General features: G+C 61.3%; 13 protein-coding genes. 11 read left to right on the plus strand and 2 right to left on the minus strand.

The window, feature by feature from the left end; translation table 11 throughout:
• Window positions 1-6: 6 nt before the first annotated feature.
• Window positions 7-696: a hypothetical protein gene (locus VGL22_RS03515; protein ID WP_465265498.1), complete on the minus strand. Its 690-nt coding sequence runs from the start codon at window positions 694-696 to the stop codon at window positions 7-9.
• A 692-nt stretch (window positions 697-1,388) separates the two neighbouring features.
• Between VGL22_RS03515 and VGL22_RS03520 the strand changes: the two genes are divergently transcribed.
• From VGL22_RS03520 to VGL22_RS03570, 11 genes are all read left to right on the plus strand, one after another.
• Entirely contained in the window at window positions 1,389-4,580 is a 3,192-nt protein-coding gene (locus VGL22_RS03520) for a TonB-dependent receptor (RefSeq protein WP_465265499.1), read from the plus strand.
• A gap of 229 nt (window positions 4,581-4,809) precedes the next feature.
• Window positions 4,810-6,828 carry a GWxTD domain-containing protein gene (locus VGL22_RS03525; protein WP_465265500.1) on the plus strand — a complete coding sequence of 673 codons (2,019 nt, stop codon included), beginning with the start codon at window positions 4,810-4,812 and terminating at the stop codon, window positions 6,826-6,828.
• Window positions 6,829-7,026: 198 nt separating this feature from the next.
• Window positions 7,027-8,487 carry a circularly permuted type 2 ATP-grasp protein gene (locus tag VGL22_RS03530; RefSeq protein ID WP_465265501.1) on the plus strand — a complete coding sequence of 487 codons (1,461 nt, stop codon included), beginning with the start codon at window positions 7,027-7,029 and terminating at the stop codon, window positions 8,485-8,487.
• Between the two features lie 76 nt (window positions 8,488-8,563).
• Window positions 8,564-9,526, plus strand: a complete 963-nt coding sequence (locus VGL22_RS03535; RefSeq protein ID WP_465265502.1) for an alpha-E domain-containing protein — start codon at window positions 8,564-8,566, stop codon at window positions 9,524-9,526.
• A 14-nt stretch (window positions 9,527-9,540) separates the two neighbouring features.
• Window positions 9,541-10,530: a transglutaminase family protein gene (locus VGL22_RS03540; protein WP_465265503.1), complete on the plus strand. Its 990-nt coding sequence runs from the start codon at window positions 9,541-9,543 to the stop codon at window positions 10,528-10,530.
• 464 nt (window positions 10,531-10,994) lie between these two features.
• Window positions 10,995-11,669 carry a L,D-transpeptidase gene (locus tag VGL22_RS03545; protein WP_465265504.1) on the plus strand — a complete coding sequence of 225 codons (675 nt, stop codon included), beginning with the start codon at window positions 10,995-10,997 and terminating at the stop codon, window positions 11,667-11,669.
• A gap of 170 nt (window positions 11,670-11,839) precedes the next feature.
• A complete protein-coding gene (locus VGL22_RS03550; RefSeq protein ID WP_465265505.1) occupies window positions 11,840-13,168 on the plus strand; it encodes a prohibitin family protein in 1,329 nt (442 codons plus the stop codon).
• A 129-nt stretch (window positions 13,169-13,297) separates the two neighbouring features.
• On the plus strand, window positions 13,298-14,581 hold the full coding sequence (locus VGL22_RS03555) for a hypothetical protein (RefSeq protein WP_465265506.1): 1,284 nt from the start codon (window positions 13,298-13,300) through the stop codon (window positions 14,579-14,581).
• Window positions 14,559-15,902: an ABC transporter substrate-binding protein gene (locus VGL22_RS03560; RefSeq protein ID WP_465265507.1), complete on the plus strand. Its 1,344-nt coding sequence runs from the start codon at window positions 14,559-14,561 to the stop codon at window positions 15,900-15,902. The genes VGL22_RS03555 and VGL22_RS03560 overlap by 23 nt, the downstream gene beginning before the upstream one ends.
• Window positions 15,899-17,737: a sensor histidine kinase gene (locus tag VGL22_RS03565; RefSeq protein WP_465265508.1), complete on the plus strand. Its 1,839-nt coding sequence runs from the start codon at window positions 15,899-15,901 to the stop codon at window positions 17,735-17,737. The genes VGL22_RS03560 and VGL22_RS03565 overlap by 4 nt, the downstream gene beginning before the upstream one ends.
• Entirely contained in the window at window positions 17,734-19,113 is a 1,380-nt protein-coding gene (locus VGL22_RS03570; protein WP_465265509.1) for a sigma-54-dependent transcriptional regulator, read from the plus strand. Before VGL22_RS03565 ends, VGL22_RS03570 begins: the two co-directional genes overlap by 4 nt.
• A gap of 61 nt (window positions 19,114-19,174) precedes the next feature.
• On the opposite strand, the gene VGL22_RS03575 is transcribed toward VGL22_RS03570, so the two are convergent.
• Window positions 19,175-19,591, minus strand: a complete 417-nt coding sequence (locus VGL22_RS03575; RefSeq protein WP_465265510.1) for a gamma-butyrobetaine hydroxylase-like domain-containing protein — start codon at window positions 19,589-19,591, stop codon at window positions 19,175-19,177.
• Between the last annotated feature and the right edge of the window lie 588 nt (window positions 19,592-20,179).

Consider the following 20,179-nt stretch of genomic DNA (forward strand, 5'->3'; position numbering starts at 1 on the left):
GCGCGCCTAAATGAAGGCGGTGATGGTGGAGATGATGCCGCCGATCATGTAGATAATGATCCAGATTGCGGCCAGGATGCAGACCACAATGGCTGCAACCATGTCGAGGATGCTGACGAGGAAGCCGGGGACCAGGCCGTAGAGGAAGGCGATAAGCAGGTTGGCAAGGAACGAGGTGAGGATGATGAGCACCAGTCCCTTGTTTTTGAGGAATCGCTGCTGGGCGACGACGAGGCAGACGCAGAAGACGATTTTGAGGAACATGATGAGGCTCAGAGCGATGCGAGCCGAACCGGTGTCGAAGTGTCCCCAGACAATGAGGTAGGCGATGGTGCCGAAGGGCACGGCGAGCAGAAGTCCGAGCATGAGGAAGAGCAGTTGCAGGTCAATAAAGATGCGGACGATGCAGGAGATCAGGAGGAGCAGTCCGACGATGATGGTGACGATGCCCTGTATTTTGCTCTGGAACCTTTCGGGCAGGATGAGGGCGATGGCCATGACGAGCATCGCGTAGAAGATCAGGCCGTCGAGGATGCTCATGGAGGGCACGGCCTGGCCGTTGATGCTTACGCCCAGGCTGTTGGCGGCGGGGACGACGTTTCCAATGAGGGCGATGGAGGACAGTTCCACCAGTACCGTGAGCCCGATTACCACCAGGGCGATCAGGAAGACGGGCTTTCGCATGCTGTCGAGCAAGGTTCACCTTCCGGAATGGGAGCGACCGGGGAAAGGGGCGGGTGCGCCTGTGCGGGTGAGGTAGAGTGCAGGCGCCTGAGTCCTCCTCATTTCAGCATCGAACGCTCCTGATTTCAACGACATAATCACGGCCGCGGGGTAAATGTTGCTTAATTTCCCGGGGCGCGTGGGCGGGGCGGGGCCGGCTGGGGTGGCACATTTCCGCTGCAACGTGTGTGACGACCGTCACTTACGCGCTTTCGTCCCCGATGGCCTGATCTTAAAAACAGGGTGGGCGTGTCTGGCTGAGAAGATCATGGCTTCTTCTACGCGCTCAGTGTTACAATCCAGCCCAATACTCGCGATCCAACAGTCTGCTGCTCAGGATTCATTGATGGGGACATTTCACGCCGACTTGTGAGATCCGAGAATGGTGTCTGCAGCACTTCGGGCAAGAAAGCCTCACCGTGTGCAACGTTGTTGCCCACCGAGGTTGTCTGTTTTTCGGGGTATCCACGGGTTCCTCGCCCATTTTTGCTGGCGGCGCTTGCCGGGGGGAAAGCAGCAATGCTTTTGTTCCGCAAACTTTTGAGGGAGGCAGTTTGATGGCGAGTTGGATTAGATCATGTCTTGCAGGTTGCGCCTTGGTGTTGTTGCTGGCGTTATCCGCGGGGGCGCAAACGAACTCGGCGGTCCGTGGTGGACTAGGCGGAATGGTTTTTGACCAGACCGGCGCCGTAGTGCCAGGGACGACCGTACACATTTACGGACCCCAGGGCGAATACACAGCCAAAACCGACGCTTCAGGACGTTACGAAGTTAACGGACTTGTTCCCGGGGCTTACAAAGTCGTATTGGAGGCAGCGGGATTCAAGAAGTTCGTCTCCGAACGCAACCAGGTCACTGTGGACCATACCTCGTCGCTGGACATCCATCTTGAACTTGGCGCGGCCTCAGAGACCGTGCAGGTGGATGCGGGCGCGGTACAGATCGACACCGAAACCACCTCGCTGAACGCTCCCATTTCAGACGAGCTTTATCAGTCTCTTCCAGTTACGCGCAACGTGTCGACGATCTTTTCGCTGGCGCCGGGCGTGGTGACGGGTGGAGGCACCGGCACGGCGAATCCGTCCATTGGCGGCGCCACCGGTCTGGAGAACCTGTATCTCGTTGACGGCGTCACCATCACCGACCAGGCATTCGGCGGACTGGGGACGTATAACCGCTTTTTCGGTTCCCTGGGCACGGGCGTCAACCTGGCCTTCATCAAGGAAGTGGATGTGAAGACGGGGGCGTTCGAACCGAAGTACGGACGCGCCGATGGCGGTATCGTCGAAATCGTGACCAAGAGCGGGTCGAGCCGGTTTCACGGCGCAATTGGAGCCTACCTGGGGCCCGGCGACTGGTACGCAACCCGCATGCAGCCCTATCAGTTCGGTTGGGTGAATTTCATTCAGCCTTCATTGCTGAAGAGCCCCCAGTACGACCTGGCGGTAGAAGCCGGCGGGCCGGTCCCAGGGCTGAAGGGGAAGATGTTCTTCTTTGGCGCGTTCGATCCGACGCTGAACCAGGACGTCGCCTTTGCACCTCCGGGGACACCGCTCCGCTCTCATGGGCCGTACACCTACAGCACCACGACGATGAGCTGGGCAGCGAAGCTGACCTGGGTTCCGCTGGACTTTATGCAGATTGAAGCATCGAGCTTCGGCGATCCTTCGCGGCACAACCAGATTCCGGGACCGACGTGGCAGAGCGGCCTGACCGCCTCGAATGCAGATTCGGTGGGTACGGGTTACCGGTACGGCAGCATGGACTCGGTGGCTCGTGTAAGCGCCTCGCCCTTGCCGAGCTGGACCATCCTGGGCTACTACACGTACAACTTCAATCACTTTGACCAGACGCCGTTGTTCGACCGGTATACCATTCAGGACCGGTCGGTGACTCCTTTCACGACTGCGTACATTGGTTCGTATGAGCCGACGCGGAACAACGACTACAGCCTCAATATCGAAACCGAGAAGAAGTTCAATTTTTTTGGTGAGCACACCATTGGATTAGGCTACTCGTACGATCACACCAACTTCCTCGACAAGCCAACGCGCACCGGTTCGCTGTTCGCGATCCCGGGCGGCAATGCCGCTGGTGAGGATTTCAGCCAGAGCGGTTATCTGGGCAGCCACCAGGACGCGGTGGGTCAGATGACGAACGCCACGTTCCGGTTGAAGCCGGCGTTGAACAGTGACGGCAGCCCGTCGACCACGTGCACCTACTGCGCCCAATACCATGGACAAGAGGTGTATCTGCAGCAGATTCGCGGAACATACAAGGGACTGAGCGTTTTGGCGACGAGCCGGTATCACACGCTGTGGGCGAACGATTCGTATCACATGAATCGCTATCTCACGGTGAACGCCGGACTCCGCTGGGAAGAGCAGTGGTATGCCGGAACAGTTCTGAAGTATCTGTTCAACGACAACTGGTCGCCGCGTGTGGGCTTCAACCTCGACCCGTTCGGTAGCGGGAGGACCAAGGTGTTCTTCAACTACGCGCGTTATCAACTGGTGCTGCCGCTGGACGCGGCCATCCGCCAGTTGGGCAACGAGCAGGACGACACCAGCTTCTACTTTGAGCCGCAGACGGATAGCAAGGGCAACGCTGTGACCGACGAACTGGGAGCAGTGATCCCGGTGCTCGATGCGGCTCACACGCTGAACAACACAACGCAGGGTGCGGGCTCCACATTCGGCAAGCCGAGCTTCGCTTCATCGACGGGCGAGGGAATTCTGCCTACGACGAAGATGGAGTATGAGAACGAATACGTGCTCGGCGTGCAGCGTGAAATCATGCATGGCACGGTGGTGCAGGCACGCTACAGCGATCGGCGCCTGGGCCGTATCGTCGAGGATATCGGCTCGCAATCGCCGGAAGGCTCGCTGATCGATCACGGGTACTGGGGCGGCATTGCCAACGTGCTTGCGACAACGGACGTGGCAGTGAACGAGGACCACGTTGACTACACAGCGGACCAGTGGAACGCTGCCTATGCAGCGGCTACGCAAAACGGCAAGAACCCCCTGACGGCGGCTAACTACATAGCTCCCGCGGCGGGCTGCACATACGCGAACGATACTTCGGTCGCGAATGGCGGGCTGTTCAAGCATTATGACGGCACGCCTTTCGGCGGCACCTGCATTCCCAACTACCTGGATGCCGGCAACGGCGGATCCGACGGCAAGCCGGACGGCTTTGCAAAGCCGGTTCGCCGTTACCAGGAAATGGTGGTCGAAGCTAACCGCAACTTCAAGAACCACTGGCAGGGCCGTGCAAACTACCGCTGGGCCAAGCTGTGGGGCAACTACGAAGGCCTATTCCGGAACGACAACGGGCAGTCGGACCCTGGAATCAGTTCGTTGTTCGACTTCACGCAGGGCAGCGTCGGCCTGCTGGGCGACCAGTTCAAGCCTGGGTACCTGAACACCGATCGGCGGAACGTGTTGAACGTGAACGTAGCCTGGACAGCGTCAAAGGATTCGTTCCTTGCGAAGCTGGACAAGATGACGTTCGGGACGAACGTTCGCGCGGCATCGGGCAACCCGCTCAGCGCTTATGCCAGCCACCCGATTTACCTGAACACCGGTGAGGTTCCAATCGGCGGCCGCGGCACGAAGGGCAGAATGCCTTCCACTCTGCAGTTCGATGGACACATGGACTACCCGTACCAGTTCCACGAACGCTACACGCTCAAGCTCGCTTTCGATGCGTTCAACCTGTTCAACGCGCAGAAGGAGACGGGCAAGAGCCAGAACTTGGATCTCTCTCCCGGTGCGCCCAGCGTGGACTATGGCAAGCCGACCGCTTTCCAGGGTCCGTTCTACGCTCGGGCATCGATCCGGCTCGAGTTCTAGGAGCTGTTCCAGAGTTGAGGTGCCTCAAGGAAGCGCTCGCAAGGTGACGTTTCCTTGAGGAGAACGCCGCTTTGGGATCGTTGCATTTACTATCAGCGACTCTGAAAGCGCTGACACATCCACATCTCAGGAGGAGAGGATACTGTCCTCTCCTCCTGATCTATCTCTGGAGTAACCTTTGTACCGATTCCCCATTCGATTTCTAACGTTTTGCCTCTGCAGTCTGGTAGTGCTGGTCTCTTTCGCATCGGCAGCAAATTCAGCACGGAAGCTAGCCCCCAATTATCGCCATTGGATAGAGGTTGAAGTTCCTTACATTATTTCGACGGAGGAGCGGAAGCATTTCCTCTCCCTGACGACCGACGAGCAGCGAGACAGTTTCATTACGGCTTTCTGGCGCGAGCGCAATCCCGATCCGAGTTCCGAATCGAATAGCTACAAAGAGGAGCACTATCTCCGGCTGGCCTATGCCAACGAGCACTTCGGATCACCGGGAGAGGAAAACGGCTGGCGCACGGAGATGGGCCGGATGTACATCGTGCTAGGTAAGCCCAAGCAGAAGGCTGTTTATCACGAGAAGCAGAATGTGCGGCCGATCGAGATTTGGTTCTACGAGGCGCAGAGCCCGGCGCTGCCGCCATTCTTCTACATCATGTTTTTCAGGCACAGCGGGTCAGAGGACTGGCGGGTGTACTCGCCTACGATGGACGGTCCTGTCGCGCTGGTGACGACGGGCGAGAGCAACAACGACAATAGCCTGGCGCTGCGGTTCATACGCAAGTCGATAGGGGAGGAAGCGGCGAAGGTGGCGTGTACGTTGATCCCCGGGGAGCAGCCGAATCCCGATCACTTCGAGCCAACGATGGAATCGGACATGATGCTGGCGACGATCAACGACCTTCCGAACAACGCGTTGACCAAGGCGGCGCTGGAGGCCAAGCGGCTGCGCGAGCACGTAACGATGAGCATGCTGACCGGCGATTCGGGCACCCTGAGCTACAGCGTGGTTCGTGACGAGCAGGGACGGGAGACGCTGAGTTATCTGCTTCAGGCAGCGCGTCCTGATGCGCGCATGGTGGGGCAAGTCGCGAACGGCAGCTCGAACTATGACCTGACTCTGCGGACGGCGGTGATGACAGGGGACGGCAAATCTGTTTATGACAAGGAAGAGCCGCTCAGCGGGAAGCTGACGGAGGCCCAGGCGGAGGTAGCCCGGAAGAAGCGTTTTGGCGCGGAGGAGCGGCTGCCGCTGGCGGCCGGAAACTACGTGCTGGAGGTCACGCTGACGAACAACCTGAACCACATTGCTTCAAAAACGCGCACTCCGGTGAGCGTGCCGATGGTGAACCGGGGCGAGCTTGGCGTTTCGCCGCTCGTAGCGTATGCCGCTCCGTCGCCGGTGACCGATGCCAAGGGGCAGCTTCCGTTCAGCTTTTCGCACCTGCGCTTCACGCCGCGCGGAGCGCAGACGGTGGACATACGACAGGGCGACCGGCTGCCGCTGGTGTTTCAACTTTGGCTTGGCCCGAAAGGCGATCAGGCTCCGGAGGCGGACAAGGTCCATGTGCGTTACGTATTCGGAGCAGTGACGGCTTCGCATGACACACCTGCGGAAGAGCGTGAGGACATCGACGCGACGAACCGCGATGCGGCGGGGAACCTGCTTACAGGGCACACGCTTGACACGGCGGCGCTGGGTGCGGGGTCGTATCGCGTGGTGGTGAGCGTGACGCGCGAAGCCGACCACCGCACGGCCTATGGAGCGCTGAATCTGAGGGTGATTCCCTCGGCGGATTATCAGGACATGTGGACCGCGTTTGGACCCGCGGATCCGGAAGGCGACGCCCTTGACGATCTCAAGCGCGGGATGTCGGCCGAAGCGCAGGGGCGCGATGTCGAGGCCCAAGGTTTTTATGCAGGGGCAGCCGCGAAGACCAGCAGCGACACGCGGCCGATCGAGCGGCTGGCCGCTTTGCTGAGCCGTACCAGGAATGGCGATGCTTTGGCGCGGCTGGCTGAGCAGCCGATCCTGCTGAACCGGGCTGCTGGACCGGAGACTCTTCTGCCGATCGTGCATGCGTTGCGCGATCACGGGAACACGAAGGGCGTGGTGCGCCTGCTGGAGGCGCAGATCAAGCTGCAGCCTCCAAGCGCGGAGCTCTATCGCACGCTGGCGGATGCATGCGACGCGTCGGGTGATTCAGGTCGAGCGCACGATCTGCGGGCGCTTGCCAATGGGGTGAAATAGCGGTCACTTCTCCTGTTACGGCATAGTCTCGCTTGTGCAGGGGGTCCTATACTTATGGGATCCTCATGCCCGTTCTGTTAAAAACGGGACTAAAGCCATGCTTTTACCCCATGGACTGAACAGCTGATCGTCGCTCCTGCCAGAGCTTGCTTTCAGCGGTTCCGCAACTCTGAAGACCGAGCCTGACTCGAGCGAGCGATGTGCGCCACGACCTCATCTGATCTTGAGAACCTCTTCAGCGACTACGCACTCGATCAAGCCTTCGATGAGATGCGCAATGGGGATGGGGCGGTACGCGCGCATTACGGCGCGCTGGCGGATGTGCTGGTTCGGCTTCCTGCGGAGGAGCTTCGCCGCCGCAAGCAGTCGGCGGATCTCTCGTTTCTGACGCAGGGGATCACCTTCACGGTTTACGGTCGCGACGAAGGAACGGAGCGCATCTTTCCATACGATCTGCTTCCGCGGCTGATCACCGGCCAGGAGTGGCAGCACATCGAGCGTGGCCTTATCCAGCGGATCACGGCGCTGAATGAATTTCTCCGGGACATCTACTCGGAGGCGCGCATTCTAACCGACAAGATCATTCCCAGCGAACTGGTTTATAGCTGCCGTCAGTATCGCCGTCAGATGCGCGGATTGCAGGTGCCGCGCAATGTTTACGTGGCGGTGGTGGGATCGGATCTGCTGCGGCTCAACACCGGCGAGTTCGTGGTGCTGGAAGACAATTTGCGGGTGCCGTCAGGGGTGAGTTACATGCTCACCAACCGGCGCGTGATGAAGCGGACGTTTCCCCGGCTTTTTCATGGGTACGGGGTGCGGCCGATTGAGCACTATCCGCAACTGCTGCTGTCGACGCTGCGCTCGCTTGCGCCGGAAGGACGGGTTGAACCGAACATTGTTCTGCTCACGCCCGGAGTTTTCAATTCGGCATATTTTGAGCACACGTTTCTGGCGCGGCAGATGGGCATCGAACTGGTGGAAGGCCGCGATCTCGTGACGCATGACAACATCGTGTACATGCGGACGACGGACGGTCTGAAGCGCGTGGATGTGATTTATCGGCGCGTGGACGATGATTTCAGCGATCCGCTGGCGTTTCGCTCCGATTCGATTCTGGGCTGTGCGGGGCTGCTCAACGCTTATCGCGCCGGAAACGTCACGATAACCAATGCGTTTGGCACGGGGCTTGCGGATGACAAGGCGCTGTATGCGTATGTGCCGAAGATCATCCGCTATTACCTGGGCGAAGACCCGATTCTCAATAATGTCGAGACGTATCTCATGACAGACGAGCGCGAGCGGCGCCACGTGCTGGCCAACATCGACAAGCTGGTGGTGAAGGCGGTGGGAGAGAGCGGCGGGTATGGGATGCTCATTGGGCCGCACTCCACGGCGCAGCAGCGTGAGGAGTTTGCGCGCAGGATCGAAGCCAATCCGCGCAACTATATTGCCCAGCCGACGCTTGATTTCTCGCGCGCTCCCTGCCTGATTGGAGACCGACTGGAACCGCGCCATGTGGATCTGCGGCCGTACATTCTGTTTGGGGACAAGGTAAATGTGGTTCCGGGCGGCCTTACCCGCGTGGCGCTCGAAAAGGGATCGCTTGTGGTGAACTCGTCGCAGGGCGGCGGCAGCAAAGATACGTGGGTTTTGCAGTGAACGCACTGAGTGCAGTGAGCGCACTGGCTGCATTGAGGTCACTTGATGCAGAGGACCGAATGGAGGGGGCGACGTAATGCTCAGCCGCGTAGCCGACAGTCTTTACTGGATGAGCCGTTATCTGGAGCGTGCGGAGAATACGCTGCGGCAGCTCGACGTGACGATGAACCTCATGCTCGATCCGGGCGAGGCGACTACCGAACTGCGCTGGTCGCGGCTGGTGGAAGCGCTGGGCAGTCCTGCGGGCATGGAGTGGAACGGGAATCTCGATGCCATGGCGCGGGAGGTCATCTTCAACAAGGCCAATCCGTCTTCAGTGATTTTCTGCTTGAGCGCTGCGCGCGAAAATGCTCGGCAGGTGCGCGACGAAATCTCAAGTGAGCAGTGGCTGAGGCTGAATCGCCTGTTTCATCACATTCAGTCGACCGGGGCGAAAGAGCAGTATGAGCGGGACAGTGGCGAGATGCTGGCGTCAGTGATGGACGGGATTCATCTGTTCAAGGGGGTTAGCGACACCACCATGATTCACGGACCGGGCTGGCAGTTCATCCGGCTGGGGCGCTATCTTGAGCGCGTGTACGCAACGGCGACTCTGCTTGAAGTGTTCCAGGCGCACCACGCGCCCGTTCCGGACGGCGAGAAGACCGGATACGAATACCTGGAGCAGGTTGGTCTTCTGCGCTGCTGCACGGCATTTGAAGCGTATTGCCAGGTGTACACGGCGGATATTGTGACGGAGAGGATTCTGGAGTTTTTGCTGCTGAACCGTCATTTCCCGCACGCGATTCGCTACGCGGTAGAGAGCGTTTCGGAATCGATGCAGGCTATCAGCGCCAGCGGTTCGCGCCGCTCGCCGGATGAACTGCTGGCGTGCGTGGGCCGTCTGAGCGCGATGCTCAGCTACACCACGATTGGGGAAGTGCTGCGGGGCGGGGCGACGCCGTTCCTGCACTCCCTTCGCCAGCAGAGCATGCTGGTGCATAACGTTATCTATCGACATTATGTGCACTATTCGATTCAATCCGCGCTGAGCGCATAGGCTGAGGAGCCGCCATGAATTTTTTCTCGATACGGCATCTCACGCGATACCGGTATTCCGAGCCCATCAGCGAGAGCATCATGGAGACGCGCATGCATCCGCGTTCCGATGCGTATCAGCATTGCCTGTCGTTCACGCTGTCAGTGAGTCCGCGCTGTCGTGTGTCCACCTACCGCGATCATCTGGGCAACAACGTTCATCACTTTGATATTCCCGGGGATCACTCGCAGCTGATTGTCATTGCCGAATCAGTGGTGGAGCACCAGTTCTCACCGGAGGTGCCGGCATCTCTGGCGGCGGATGCGTGGTCTGAACTCGACCACGTTGTGCAATCAGGGGATTATCTGGAGATGCTGTTGCCGAGCACGTTTGCTATTGAGACGCCAGCGTTGATCGAACTAGCCGGGCAACTGGAGGTACGTCGCCGCGACGATCCTTTGATGCTGGTGCATGAGATCAATCAGCGGCTGTTCGAGCATTTCGATTATGTTCCACAGCACACGCGTGTGGACTCGCCGATTGATGAGGCGATCACCAGCCGAAAGGGAGTGTGCCAGGACTTTGCGCATACGATGATCGCGCTGCTGCGCCACGTGGGCATACCGGCGCGCTACGTGTCGGGATATCTTTATCGGGGGCGTGAAGACCATGACCGCTCGACGCCGGACGCATCGCACGCGTGGCTGGACGCCTACCTTCCGCACCTGGGGTGGGTGGGCTTTGATCCCACCAATAACCTGGTGGTTTCGCGGCGGCACATCCGGACGGCGCTGGGGCGCGACTACGCCGATGTTCCACCCACGCGGGGAATTTTCCGAGGAGCGACCGAGAGCGAGCTGTATGTTGCGGTGCACGTGAATGCATCGGAGACGGCTCCGGATCTGGATCGTGCCGTGCCTGCTCCCGAGGACTGGTCAGTGCTGGTGGAGCGCGCGCAGCTTCCGCCGCCTCCGCCGCCCGCGGCGGCTGCCCTGGAGCAGATGCAGATGCAGCAGCAGCAATAAGCCGGCGGGCCACCACCGGGTTGGGTTCGTGGTTTCCCAGGTCTTCTCATGAACGGTTTGGTTCCGTGCGCTCTCCACCGCCCCTACAGGGCTCCGGAGATCCTGAGGCTGCTAGTCCAGGATTTTGTCCTCGGCTAGCCTCCTGCCGTTCCTCCGGGACTGCGTCGTGGAACTGGCGAGATCCAGGTTCATTGCAATGCAACTTGCGCCGCGCTGGCAAGGCTGCTCGGAATTGAGACCTGGGGCACCCGAGCTGATTCTGAAGCGCGCGCAAGTTCCCACCTATGAATCTGCCCTCCTTTCCTTCCTGAGCTGTGTCTGCGGTTCCGCGCTGTGTCAGGTCTGACACGCGGCAGCGGGGTCGTGTTAATCGATAAGCTCTTTGCTTTCAGCGGCGCCTCCGGTGGCATGCCCCGTGCATTTTGTGAGGGCACAGGCGGTTGAGCAGCAAGCGGAGGGCGGCGATGAAAGGCACGGGTTGGGCAGCAGCGGTGGTGGTAGCGGTGATGGGAATCGCGGCAGCGGCACAGGACACGAAGACAGCGCAGGACACGAATCGGCGCGTGATTGTGGTGAGCCTGGAGGAGCGCAAGCTGGCGCTGGTGGAAGACGGCCAGGTCACGAAGATCTACTCCGTTGCTGTGGGGAAGCCCTCTACTCCGTCCCCGGTGGGCACCTTCACGATTGAGCGGCGCGTGGCAAACCCGGTTTACCACCACGATGGCAAGACGGTGCAGCCGGGCCCGGGAAATCCGGTGGGCACGCGGTGGATGGGGCTGAGCGTGAAGGGGTATGGAATTCACGGGACCAATGCTCCCAAGTCCATCGGCAAAGCCGCTTCTCACGGGTGCATCCGGATGGCCGAGGCCGACCTGGAAGAACTGTTCGCCAAGGTCAGGGAAGGCGACACGGTGGAGTTGATCGGGGAGCCCAACGAAGAGACTGCGCAGGTTTTTGGGACGAACGAGTTGGTTCCGCCGGCCTCTGCCCAGCCGGTATTGAGCGCTCACGTTCCCGCCGCTGCTGGGCCGCTCGGGACAGGGATGGCGACAGGGCTTGCTGTCACGGCTGAGCCGGCACCCAGCACACCTGCCGCCGACATGGCCAAACTGACAGCGGCGGCGGGCGGGACGCACTAACGGGAGGCGGCCATGACGCTGGGCATACATGTAAGCGCTGTTCTGCTTCCGGTGGTAACGGGAGTGTTGCTGGAAGAGTTGACGTTTGGAGGGCTGGTCCGGCTGCTGCTTGCTCCGTGGCCGGGGCACAGGAAACCGCAAGAGCACACCAACCGAAAGAGAGCCCGGAAATGCTCGCACTGAAGCTGTTGCTTATCGTCGCCGGCGCGCTGTTGCTGGCTGCCGCACTGGCTGTCCCACTCCTCTCATTTGGCAGGCGCATGCAGGCGATGCGCAAGAACAAACTTGAACCTGAAAGCGTGATGGAGCCGGAGCCGATGGAGTGGCGGCGTGCGGTTCCGCTGGCTCTGGCGGGATGCGTTCCGCTGCTGATCGCACTGAGCATCGTGGTGGTGCCGAGCGGTGAGGGCGCGGTGCGGGTGAGCCAGATCAGCGGGACGCTGCCGGGAACGCTCTATCCCGGCGTGCATTTTGTCACGCCGCTGATCCAGAGCGCGCAGATGTTCGATCTTCGCGATCACCTGTTCACCGCCGGGCTGGATGCGCAGCCCGCAGCCAAGGGAGCGCCGCAGAAGGGCAGCCTCGACGTGCAATCGCGGGAGGGACTGAGCATTGGGCTGGGCGTTACGGTTCGTTACCGGCTGGATCCTGGCAAACTTGCGAGCGTGCAGGCAAGGCTTCCGCAGCCTGCGGATCAGCAACTGGTTCCACCGGTGGTAGCCAGCGCATGGCGGGAACTGGCACCCCAGTACACGGTGCGGGAAATCTTCTCGAGCAAGCGCGAAGAAGTGCGCGGCAAAGCGGCTGCGATTATCACTCGCAAGCTGGCGTCGGATGGCATTGTTGTGGAAGAGGTGATGCTCTCTGAGATTCAGCTTCCCGCCGAGTACGCGAAGGGTCTTGAAGGACTGCTGTTGAAGGAGCAGGAGGACGACCAGCTTGGTATTCAGACGGAGATCCAGCAGAAGCAGGTGCGCATTGCCGAGCTACAAGCTGAGGCTGAAGCCAAGCAGAAGGTGAAGCAGGCGGAGGGGGACGCGCAGTCCAAGGTGGTGGAAGCCAAAGGGGACGCGGACGCCATGCAATACACGCTGCCCCTGAAGCAGAAGCAGATTGAGCAGAGCAAGCTGGAGGCCGAGGCGCGCAAGGAGGCAACGATCCAGAACGCGCAGGCGGATGCGGAGGCGAAGGTGATTGACAGCAAGGCTGAGCTCGAGCGTCGCAACCTTCTGGCCGATGCGGAGGCGAGCCGCATCAAGCTGCTGGCTGTGGCCAACGCCGACCGCATGAAGAGCGAGGCCGACCTGCTCAACCGCTCGCCGCTGCTGATCAACAAGATCATTGCGGAGCGGCTGTCGGACAAGATCCAGGTGGTGATGGTTCCGTCGGACGGGAAGTTCTTTTTCGCTAATGACGTGTTCAAGAATGTAGCGTCGAACCCGGCGGTGCGGCAGGAGATGGATCCGGATGCGGCACCGGAGAAGAAGCCGGGCCAGTGAGGGAAGCGGTTGTCAGCTATCAGTCGTCAGTCGTCAGCAGGGCAGGGGGAAGCTGGGGGTTGATGGCTGATGGTCGGGTCCGCGAAACGATATAATCCGCGCAAGAAACATTCACAGAGAGACGGGTCCATGAGGCTGCTGCGGCGATCGATGGTGTGTGCAACGCTGGTCTGCTTCGCGGTCACTCTTTCGGCCGCCGCACAGGCTGCGGACCGGGTTGGCGCATGGGACAACCCGGCCGCAGACCTGGCCCGCCGCATTGCCGATCAGTTGGGTCCCTCGTCGGCGCATCTCACGTTTCGCAACGTGTCGGGCATTTCGAACGAGAGCCTTCCAACGATTCGCCGGTTGCTCACGGATGATCTGAAAACAGCCGGCGTGACGCTTACGAGCGGCGACAGCGCCAACGCAGTCCACGTCACTTTGAGCGAGAATGTGCGGGGCGGCGTCTGGATCGCGGAGATTGTGGAAGGGAATCAGACGCGCGTGGTGATGGTCACGCTGGATCGCCCGGCAGAGTCTGCAGCGGCCGCAACCCAGAAGGTTGCGCTGCATGTCCAGGCGATCATTACGGACTCCGCGTTGCAGGCGGCGGCTGTAAACAACGGGTCAAATGCCAGATTGAGCCACGCGGTGCTTGCCGCGGCGCAGACGAACGGCGCGCTGGTTGTGTTGTTCCCGTCGCGAATCGCGGTCTTTGACAACACTCCGCAGGGATGGACGGAACGAGCCCATGCGGATCTTGGGGTGGGCCGCGGTGTGTCTCGTGATCCTCGCGGCGTCATCAATGCGCTACCCGATGGCAGCGGCTTCGAAGCGTTCGCTCCGGGTATCGCCTGCTCCGGTACATACGCGCCGGCGGCCGGGCAGGGAGCCGCCTGGACGCTTCATTGCCACCCCAGCGACGATCCCTGGCCGCTGGCCGGCAGTAGTGCAAAGGCTTTCTATAACTCGGCCCGCGATTTCTATACGGGAGCGATCAGCCCGTCGTCCGGGTTCGATCTGCCGCCGTTTTATGCGGCGGGCGTTTTGCCCAATCGTGCAGCCGGCCCTGCTCTTCTGGCGGGGGCTGTGGAGGGGAAGGTAATTCTTGCGGAGCATGGGGAACTGAAGCCGGTGGCAGGGACGCGCGACTGGGGCAGCTATTTCGCGGTGGTCAGTTCAGCATGCGGCGCGGGAGCCGAGGTAATCGTGTCGTCGTCGGGAGAGGGCAAATCCGAGAGTCTGCGCGCTTACGAGATCCCTGCACAGGAGGCGCTCGCGGTGAGCGACACGCTGCAGATGCCGGGAGCAGTGATGGCCATGAGCCCGGCGGCGGACGGCAAGTCCGCGGTAGTCATCGTGCGCAAGCCAGCCGATAACGTCGGGGCACACGAGTACGAGGTGGACCGTGTTACGGCGACTTGCAATTAGGGCTGTGTTCGGCCTGACGGCTCTGCTGCTGGCGCTGCCGGCGGCTGCGCGCACGCGTCCGCGTTATGGCGACACGCTGCGGGTGGAGGTCTCCGGCGATCCATGGGAGCGGCCAGGTGGCCTGGCGCGCAGGCTGGTGTTTGATGGGCTGACGCAGATGGCGCCGGATGGGGAACTTGAGCCCGCCCTGGCGATTTCATGGGCGTCGGAAAACAATGATCATCGCTGGCAGTTTCGGCTTCGGCCGGGTGTGCATTTTCATGATGGCTCGAGTGTCACGACGACGGCGGTGGTAGCATCTCTGATGGCGTCGTGTACGGCGAACTGCCCGTGGGATTCGGTGCGGGCGCTTGCTACGTCCATTGTGTTCACCAGCGATGAGGCGATGCCGCAATTGCCGCAACTGCTTGCGGGCAGCGAGTTTCTCATCGCGAAAGGCGCGGGTGCGGACCCGGATGGCGGAACGGGTGCGTTCGAGGTCTCGGGCTTTGCGAACGGCACGCTCACGCTGGCTGCGAACGACTCCAGCTGGGCGGGGCGGCCGTTTGTGGATGCTATTGAGATTCGCGTGAACCGTGCTGTGAACGATCAATGGATCGACCTCGCGGCGGGTCGTACCGATGTGGCGGAAGTTCCAGCAGAGAGCATCCGCGGGGCGCAGCAGCAGCACTTGAATCTGGCGCTTGCTCCGCAAGCTGAGGTTCTGGCGCTGCAGTTGAGCGACAGGGGCGCGCTTGCGAATGCGAATCTGCGCGCCGCGATTGGGTATGCCATTGATCGAAATGCGATCGCTAACGTGATTTTTCAGAAGCAGGGCAAAATTTCGGCGGCGCTGCTGCCGCAGTCCGTTTCGGGATACGCGTTTTTGTTTTCCGCGGAGCGCGATTTGAATAAGGCGCATGAACTGCGCGGCGGCATGACTCCGGCCCCACTGGTTCTGACGGCGGGCGCGGATGCGGCGCTGCAACTCACAGCGCAGCGGATTATTCTCAATCTGCGCGAGGCAGGGTTCAATGTGCAGCTCGCCGGCCCCGCTGTGCGTGCCGCCGACATGCGCCTGCGGACGTTCGCGATGCAGGGCGCCGATGCTGCGGGAGATCTGGTTTCGGTTGCGCTTGCCTCCGGACTGGCTGTGCCTGCGATGGGGGCTGGGCCCTCTTCGACCTACAACGCGGAACGCGAACTCCTGGAGCATCGCACGTTGATTCCTTTGGTGCATCTGCCGCGCGCGTGGGCTGTCAGCGGCCGCGTTCGCGACTTGCAATTGCGCTATGACGGATCGCCGGTGCTCGAGGGTGTATCGCTGGAGGCCGCGAAATGAGCCTGCGCCAGAAGCTCCTGCTGCTGTTTTCGCTGACGATTGCGGCGGCGGTTGCGGCGGTTGCGTGGACGGTGCTCATTCGCATTCGTCACGTATTTGAGCAGCGGGACCAGGAGGAGACGGCTCTGTTCGTCGGGCAGTTTCAGCGGGAGTTTCAGAACCGTTCGACTGATGTTGTTGCAGCGGTGGGTCGGCTGGCGGGGAGCGAGCGGGCGCGCAGCATGGCGGTGGAGATTGGGCAGACCGGCGATTCAGCGCTGTTTGTGAATGAAGCGCAGCGCATGGCGCAGGACGCGCACCTCGACTTTCTAGAAATTGCGAGCCCGGCGGGCGAGATCATCAGCTCCGCGCAGTGGCCGGCCCGGTTCGGGTATACCGATGCGGCCGCGCTGACGCAGAGCACCGCGTCTTTTCTAAAGCGGGAGGGCCTGCCGGACGGCACGGAGACGCTGGGGCTGTTCGCGGTGCGGCCGGTGCGTGGGGCGGATCCGTCGTTCCGCATCCTTGGCGGCCAGAAGCTTGACCAGGCTTTCGTAACGGGCCTGCCGGTGGCGCCGGGGATGACGGTGGGACTGTATGCGAACAACGCGGTTCAGGTGCAGATGCAGGCGCCTGGCGGAACGTTTGCGGGGTTTGATCCCCGCCAGCTTATCGGGCCCGACGGGTCGGTCGCCAATGCGCAGGCGTATGAGCCAGTGGTGATGTCTGCGTTGCGCGGCGGCAATCAGACGAGCTCGATCATTTATCTGACCAAGCGGCGCGAAGACAGCATTAATCTCACTGCGCTCCCGCTCAAGAATGAGCAGGGGCAGGTGCTGGCGGTGCTTACGGTGGCGATTTCGCGAGCCGGCATGGTGGCGGCGCAGCAGCACATCCGGGCGATCGCTTATGGCGTGGCGAGCGGCGGCATTCTGCTTGCGATCATCTTCAGCCTCTGGATTGCGGCGCGCGTGTCGCGGCCGATTGAGGAGCTGGCGCGCGCCTCGGAGGCAGTTGCGGCGGGGAACTGGGACGTGTCGGTTGCGGAACGCGGCCGGGATGAGCTTGCGGTGCTGGCGCGGAGCTTCAACCACATGACCGCGCAGCTTACGGCGCAGCGCGAGCGGCTGGTGCAGACGGAGCGGGTGGCGGCGTGGCGCGAGCTGGCGCGGCGGCTGGCGCATGAGCTGAAGAATCCGCTGTTTCCGCTGCAACTCACGGTGGAGAATTTGGTGCGCGCCCGGCAACTGGGGGCGGAGGAGTTTGAGGAGGTGTTCCGAGAAAGCACCCAAACCCTCGGCATGGAAATTGCCAATCTCAAGACGATCATTGGCCGATTCAGCGACTTCAGCAAGATGCCCAAGCCGGAGATAGAACGCCTTGAAGCCTCGGACGCGATCTGGCGCGTGGCTCTCCTCTATTTTCCGTCGCTCGTTCGCGGATCGGCGATTGAGGATGGCGCTGCGGCAGCGTCGATGGATAGGATACGCTGCAGCGTGGAAGTCTCTCTGGAGCCAATGCCGCTGGACGCTGATCCTGAACTCCTGCACCGCGCCCTCTCAAATCTGGTTCTCAACGCGCGGGACGCGATGCCTGAAGGTGGAACTCTCCGGCTCGGCGCACGTCCAGTCGGGAACTGGATCGAACTGACAGTCGCCGACACGGGCGAGGGGTTGACGCCGGAGGAGTGCGGCCGGTTGTTCACGCCGTATTACACGACCAAGCAGCACGGAACGGGGTTGGGGCTGGCGATTGTGCAGTCGGTCATTGCCGATCATTCCGGTACGATCGCGGTAGAGAGCAACGTGGGCAGCGGCGCGACGTTTGTCATTACGCTTCCCAGGGCGACTGCATGACGACGCGCGCCAACATCCTGATCGTCGATGACGAGGCCAACACGCTGGCATCGCTGTCGCGCGCCTTCCGGCTGGCGGGGCACGACGCGGTGGTATGCGACAACGCGGCACGGGCCCTGGAGATGGCGCGTTCGCAGCCGTTCGATTTGATTCTTTCGGATGTTGTGATGCCGCGACGGGATGGGCTGGCGCTGCTGGAGGACTTGAAGGCTGCGGGAGTGACGGCGCCTGTGGTGATGATGAGCGGGCAGGCGCATATCGATATGGCTGTACGGGCGACGCGGCTGGGCGCGCTGGATTTTCTGGAGAAGCCGCTGTCGACGGAGAAGCTGCTGGTCACGCTCGAGAATGCGCTCAAGCTGACGCGGCTGGAATCGGAAAACCGCGAGCTGCGGTCGCGGGTGGGTAAGCACACGTTGATCTGGAGTGGGGACACCATGCGCCGCATCATGGCACAGATTGAGCGGGTGGCGGCCAGCGAGGCGCGGGTTTGTATCTACGGCGAGACCGGCACCGGCAAGGAACTGGTGGCGCGCACGCTGCACGAGAAGAGCAACCGTTCGGCGGGGCCGTTTGTCGCTCTGAACTGCGCGGCGGTCCCGGCGGAGCTGATTGAGAGCGAGCTGTTCGGGCATGAGAAGGGGTCGTTCACCGGGGCCGCGCAACGGCACACGGGGAAGTTCGAGCAGGCGCATCGCGGGACGCTGTTTCTGGACGAGATTGGAGATATGCCCCTGGCGATGCAGGCCAAGCTGCTGCGTGTTCTGGAAGAGAGTACTGTGGAGCGGGTTGGCGGAGACAAGCAGATCCGGGTGGATGTGCGGGTGATCGTGGCGACGCATCGCAACCTGGAGCAACTGGTGCAGGCGGGCACGTTCCGGCGTGATCTTTACCATCGGGTTGTGGTGTTTCCGATGGAACTGCCGCCGCTTCGCAAGCGGCCGGAGGATATCCCGCCGCTGGTGGAGCATTTCGGGCGGCAGGTGATTGCGCAGAATAATTGGAAGCCGGTGCCGTTCACGGCCGAGGCAATCGAGGCGCTGAAGGAGTACGCGTGGCCGGGGAACATCCGCGAGCTACGCAACATGGTGGAACGGCTTCTGCTGCTGGCTGAAATGGAAGTGGACGCCGAGACGGTGGGGCTGGCGTTGCCGGCTGCGCAGGTCTCACCCGCGACCGCAAATGCGGATGGAGCTCAGGGTGGGCTGGCAGAGCGGGTGGCGGCGTTCGAAAGGGCCACCGTACTGGCGGAAATCCGGCGTCAGAATCGCAATATCACGCGTGCCGCGGCGGCGTTGGGCCTGGAGCGCAGCCATCTCTACAAGAAATGCCAGCAGCTCGGCATCGATCTCCACGACCTTCCGCCGGAGAGCTGATTGCTTGATGACCTGTTGCGCGGACTTTCGTGCTGATGCGGGGAAATGCGGAGCCTACGGGCTAGTTGGGAGCTCCGGTTGTTTCGCCGCGGTCGAAACGGCACTCGCTGCACTGGCAGTGGCGGCGCAGGAACTCGAATGAGTAGATGCCGGCGCTGTGCCCGTCGAGCCAGTTGAACTGGATGGCATAGCGGCCGACCGCCTGGGCGCTGGCGGGTTTGGCGGGGGGCGTGTACATGGGCAGCAGATCCGCCGGTTTGGCCTTGGGCTGGCCGGGCTTGCGGCCCTGCTGCGCGCGTTCTTCATTGCAGGTGGCGCAGGGGCAGGCGTTGCGCAGCCAGGCAAAGTTCCAGGCTGAGCGATGGCCGTCGGACCATTCGATCTCCAGGCCCTTGCCTTCTGTGATCAGCACCCGCACCTTGGTTGGAGTAACGGCTGCGCGCGGGAACGGGCGGTCAGCCTCAGCTTCGCGGGCCATGTCCTCCCTGGATGAAATGCGGATGCCTTCGTGACTCATCGTTCTATTGTAACGAAACGCGAAGTCAGGCGTTTGGCTGGTGCTGGTTCCCGTAACGGGACGCTGGCCCCGATGCAGCCAGAAATGACTCAGGGGTAAGGATCGGGAGTACCTTCTCTCGGAAAGCGCAGGGACTCTGTTCGATCAGAGTTATTCAGTCTCACTCAGCAGAGAGAAAGTCTAAGTTCGCTTGCGCGTGATCCGATCGCGATCGTTGCCTGGCGGAAATATCCCCCGCAAAATCCCTATCGGTTTACACAGGGCTGGAGTATCTTCCGGTAACTGTCTCGCGATTTACCTCGCGGGGTGTTTCCCGGATCACACTATCGCAGAGAGTATCTGGGCGCCTGCCCCAGGAGAGTTGATGAACGTTGTGAGCTAATGTGATCTATTCGATACTGATCGACACCGTTGCGTGCTGTCAGTACTTAAGGTGTGAAGCAGGAATTGCAGTGCGTACGGACCAGGGTGAGATTTGGAAAGAATAAAGATGTCCCGGCCGGGGAGTTTCCGTGGTATCGTTGCAGCGCCGTAACTTCGGCGTAGTTA

It is taken from the genome of Occallatibacter sp. (assembly GCF_036502485.1).
In the GTDB taxonomy this organism is placed as follows: domain Bacteria; phylum Acidobacteriota; class Terriglobia; order Terriglobales; family Acidobacteriaceae; genus Telmatobacter.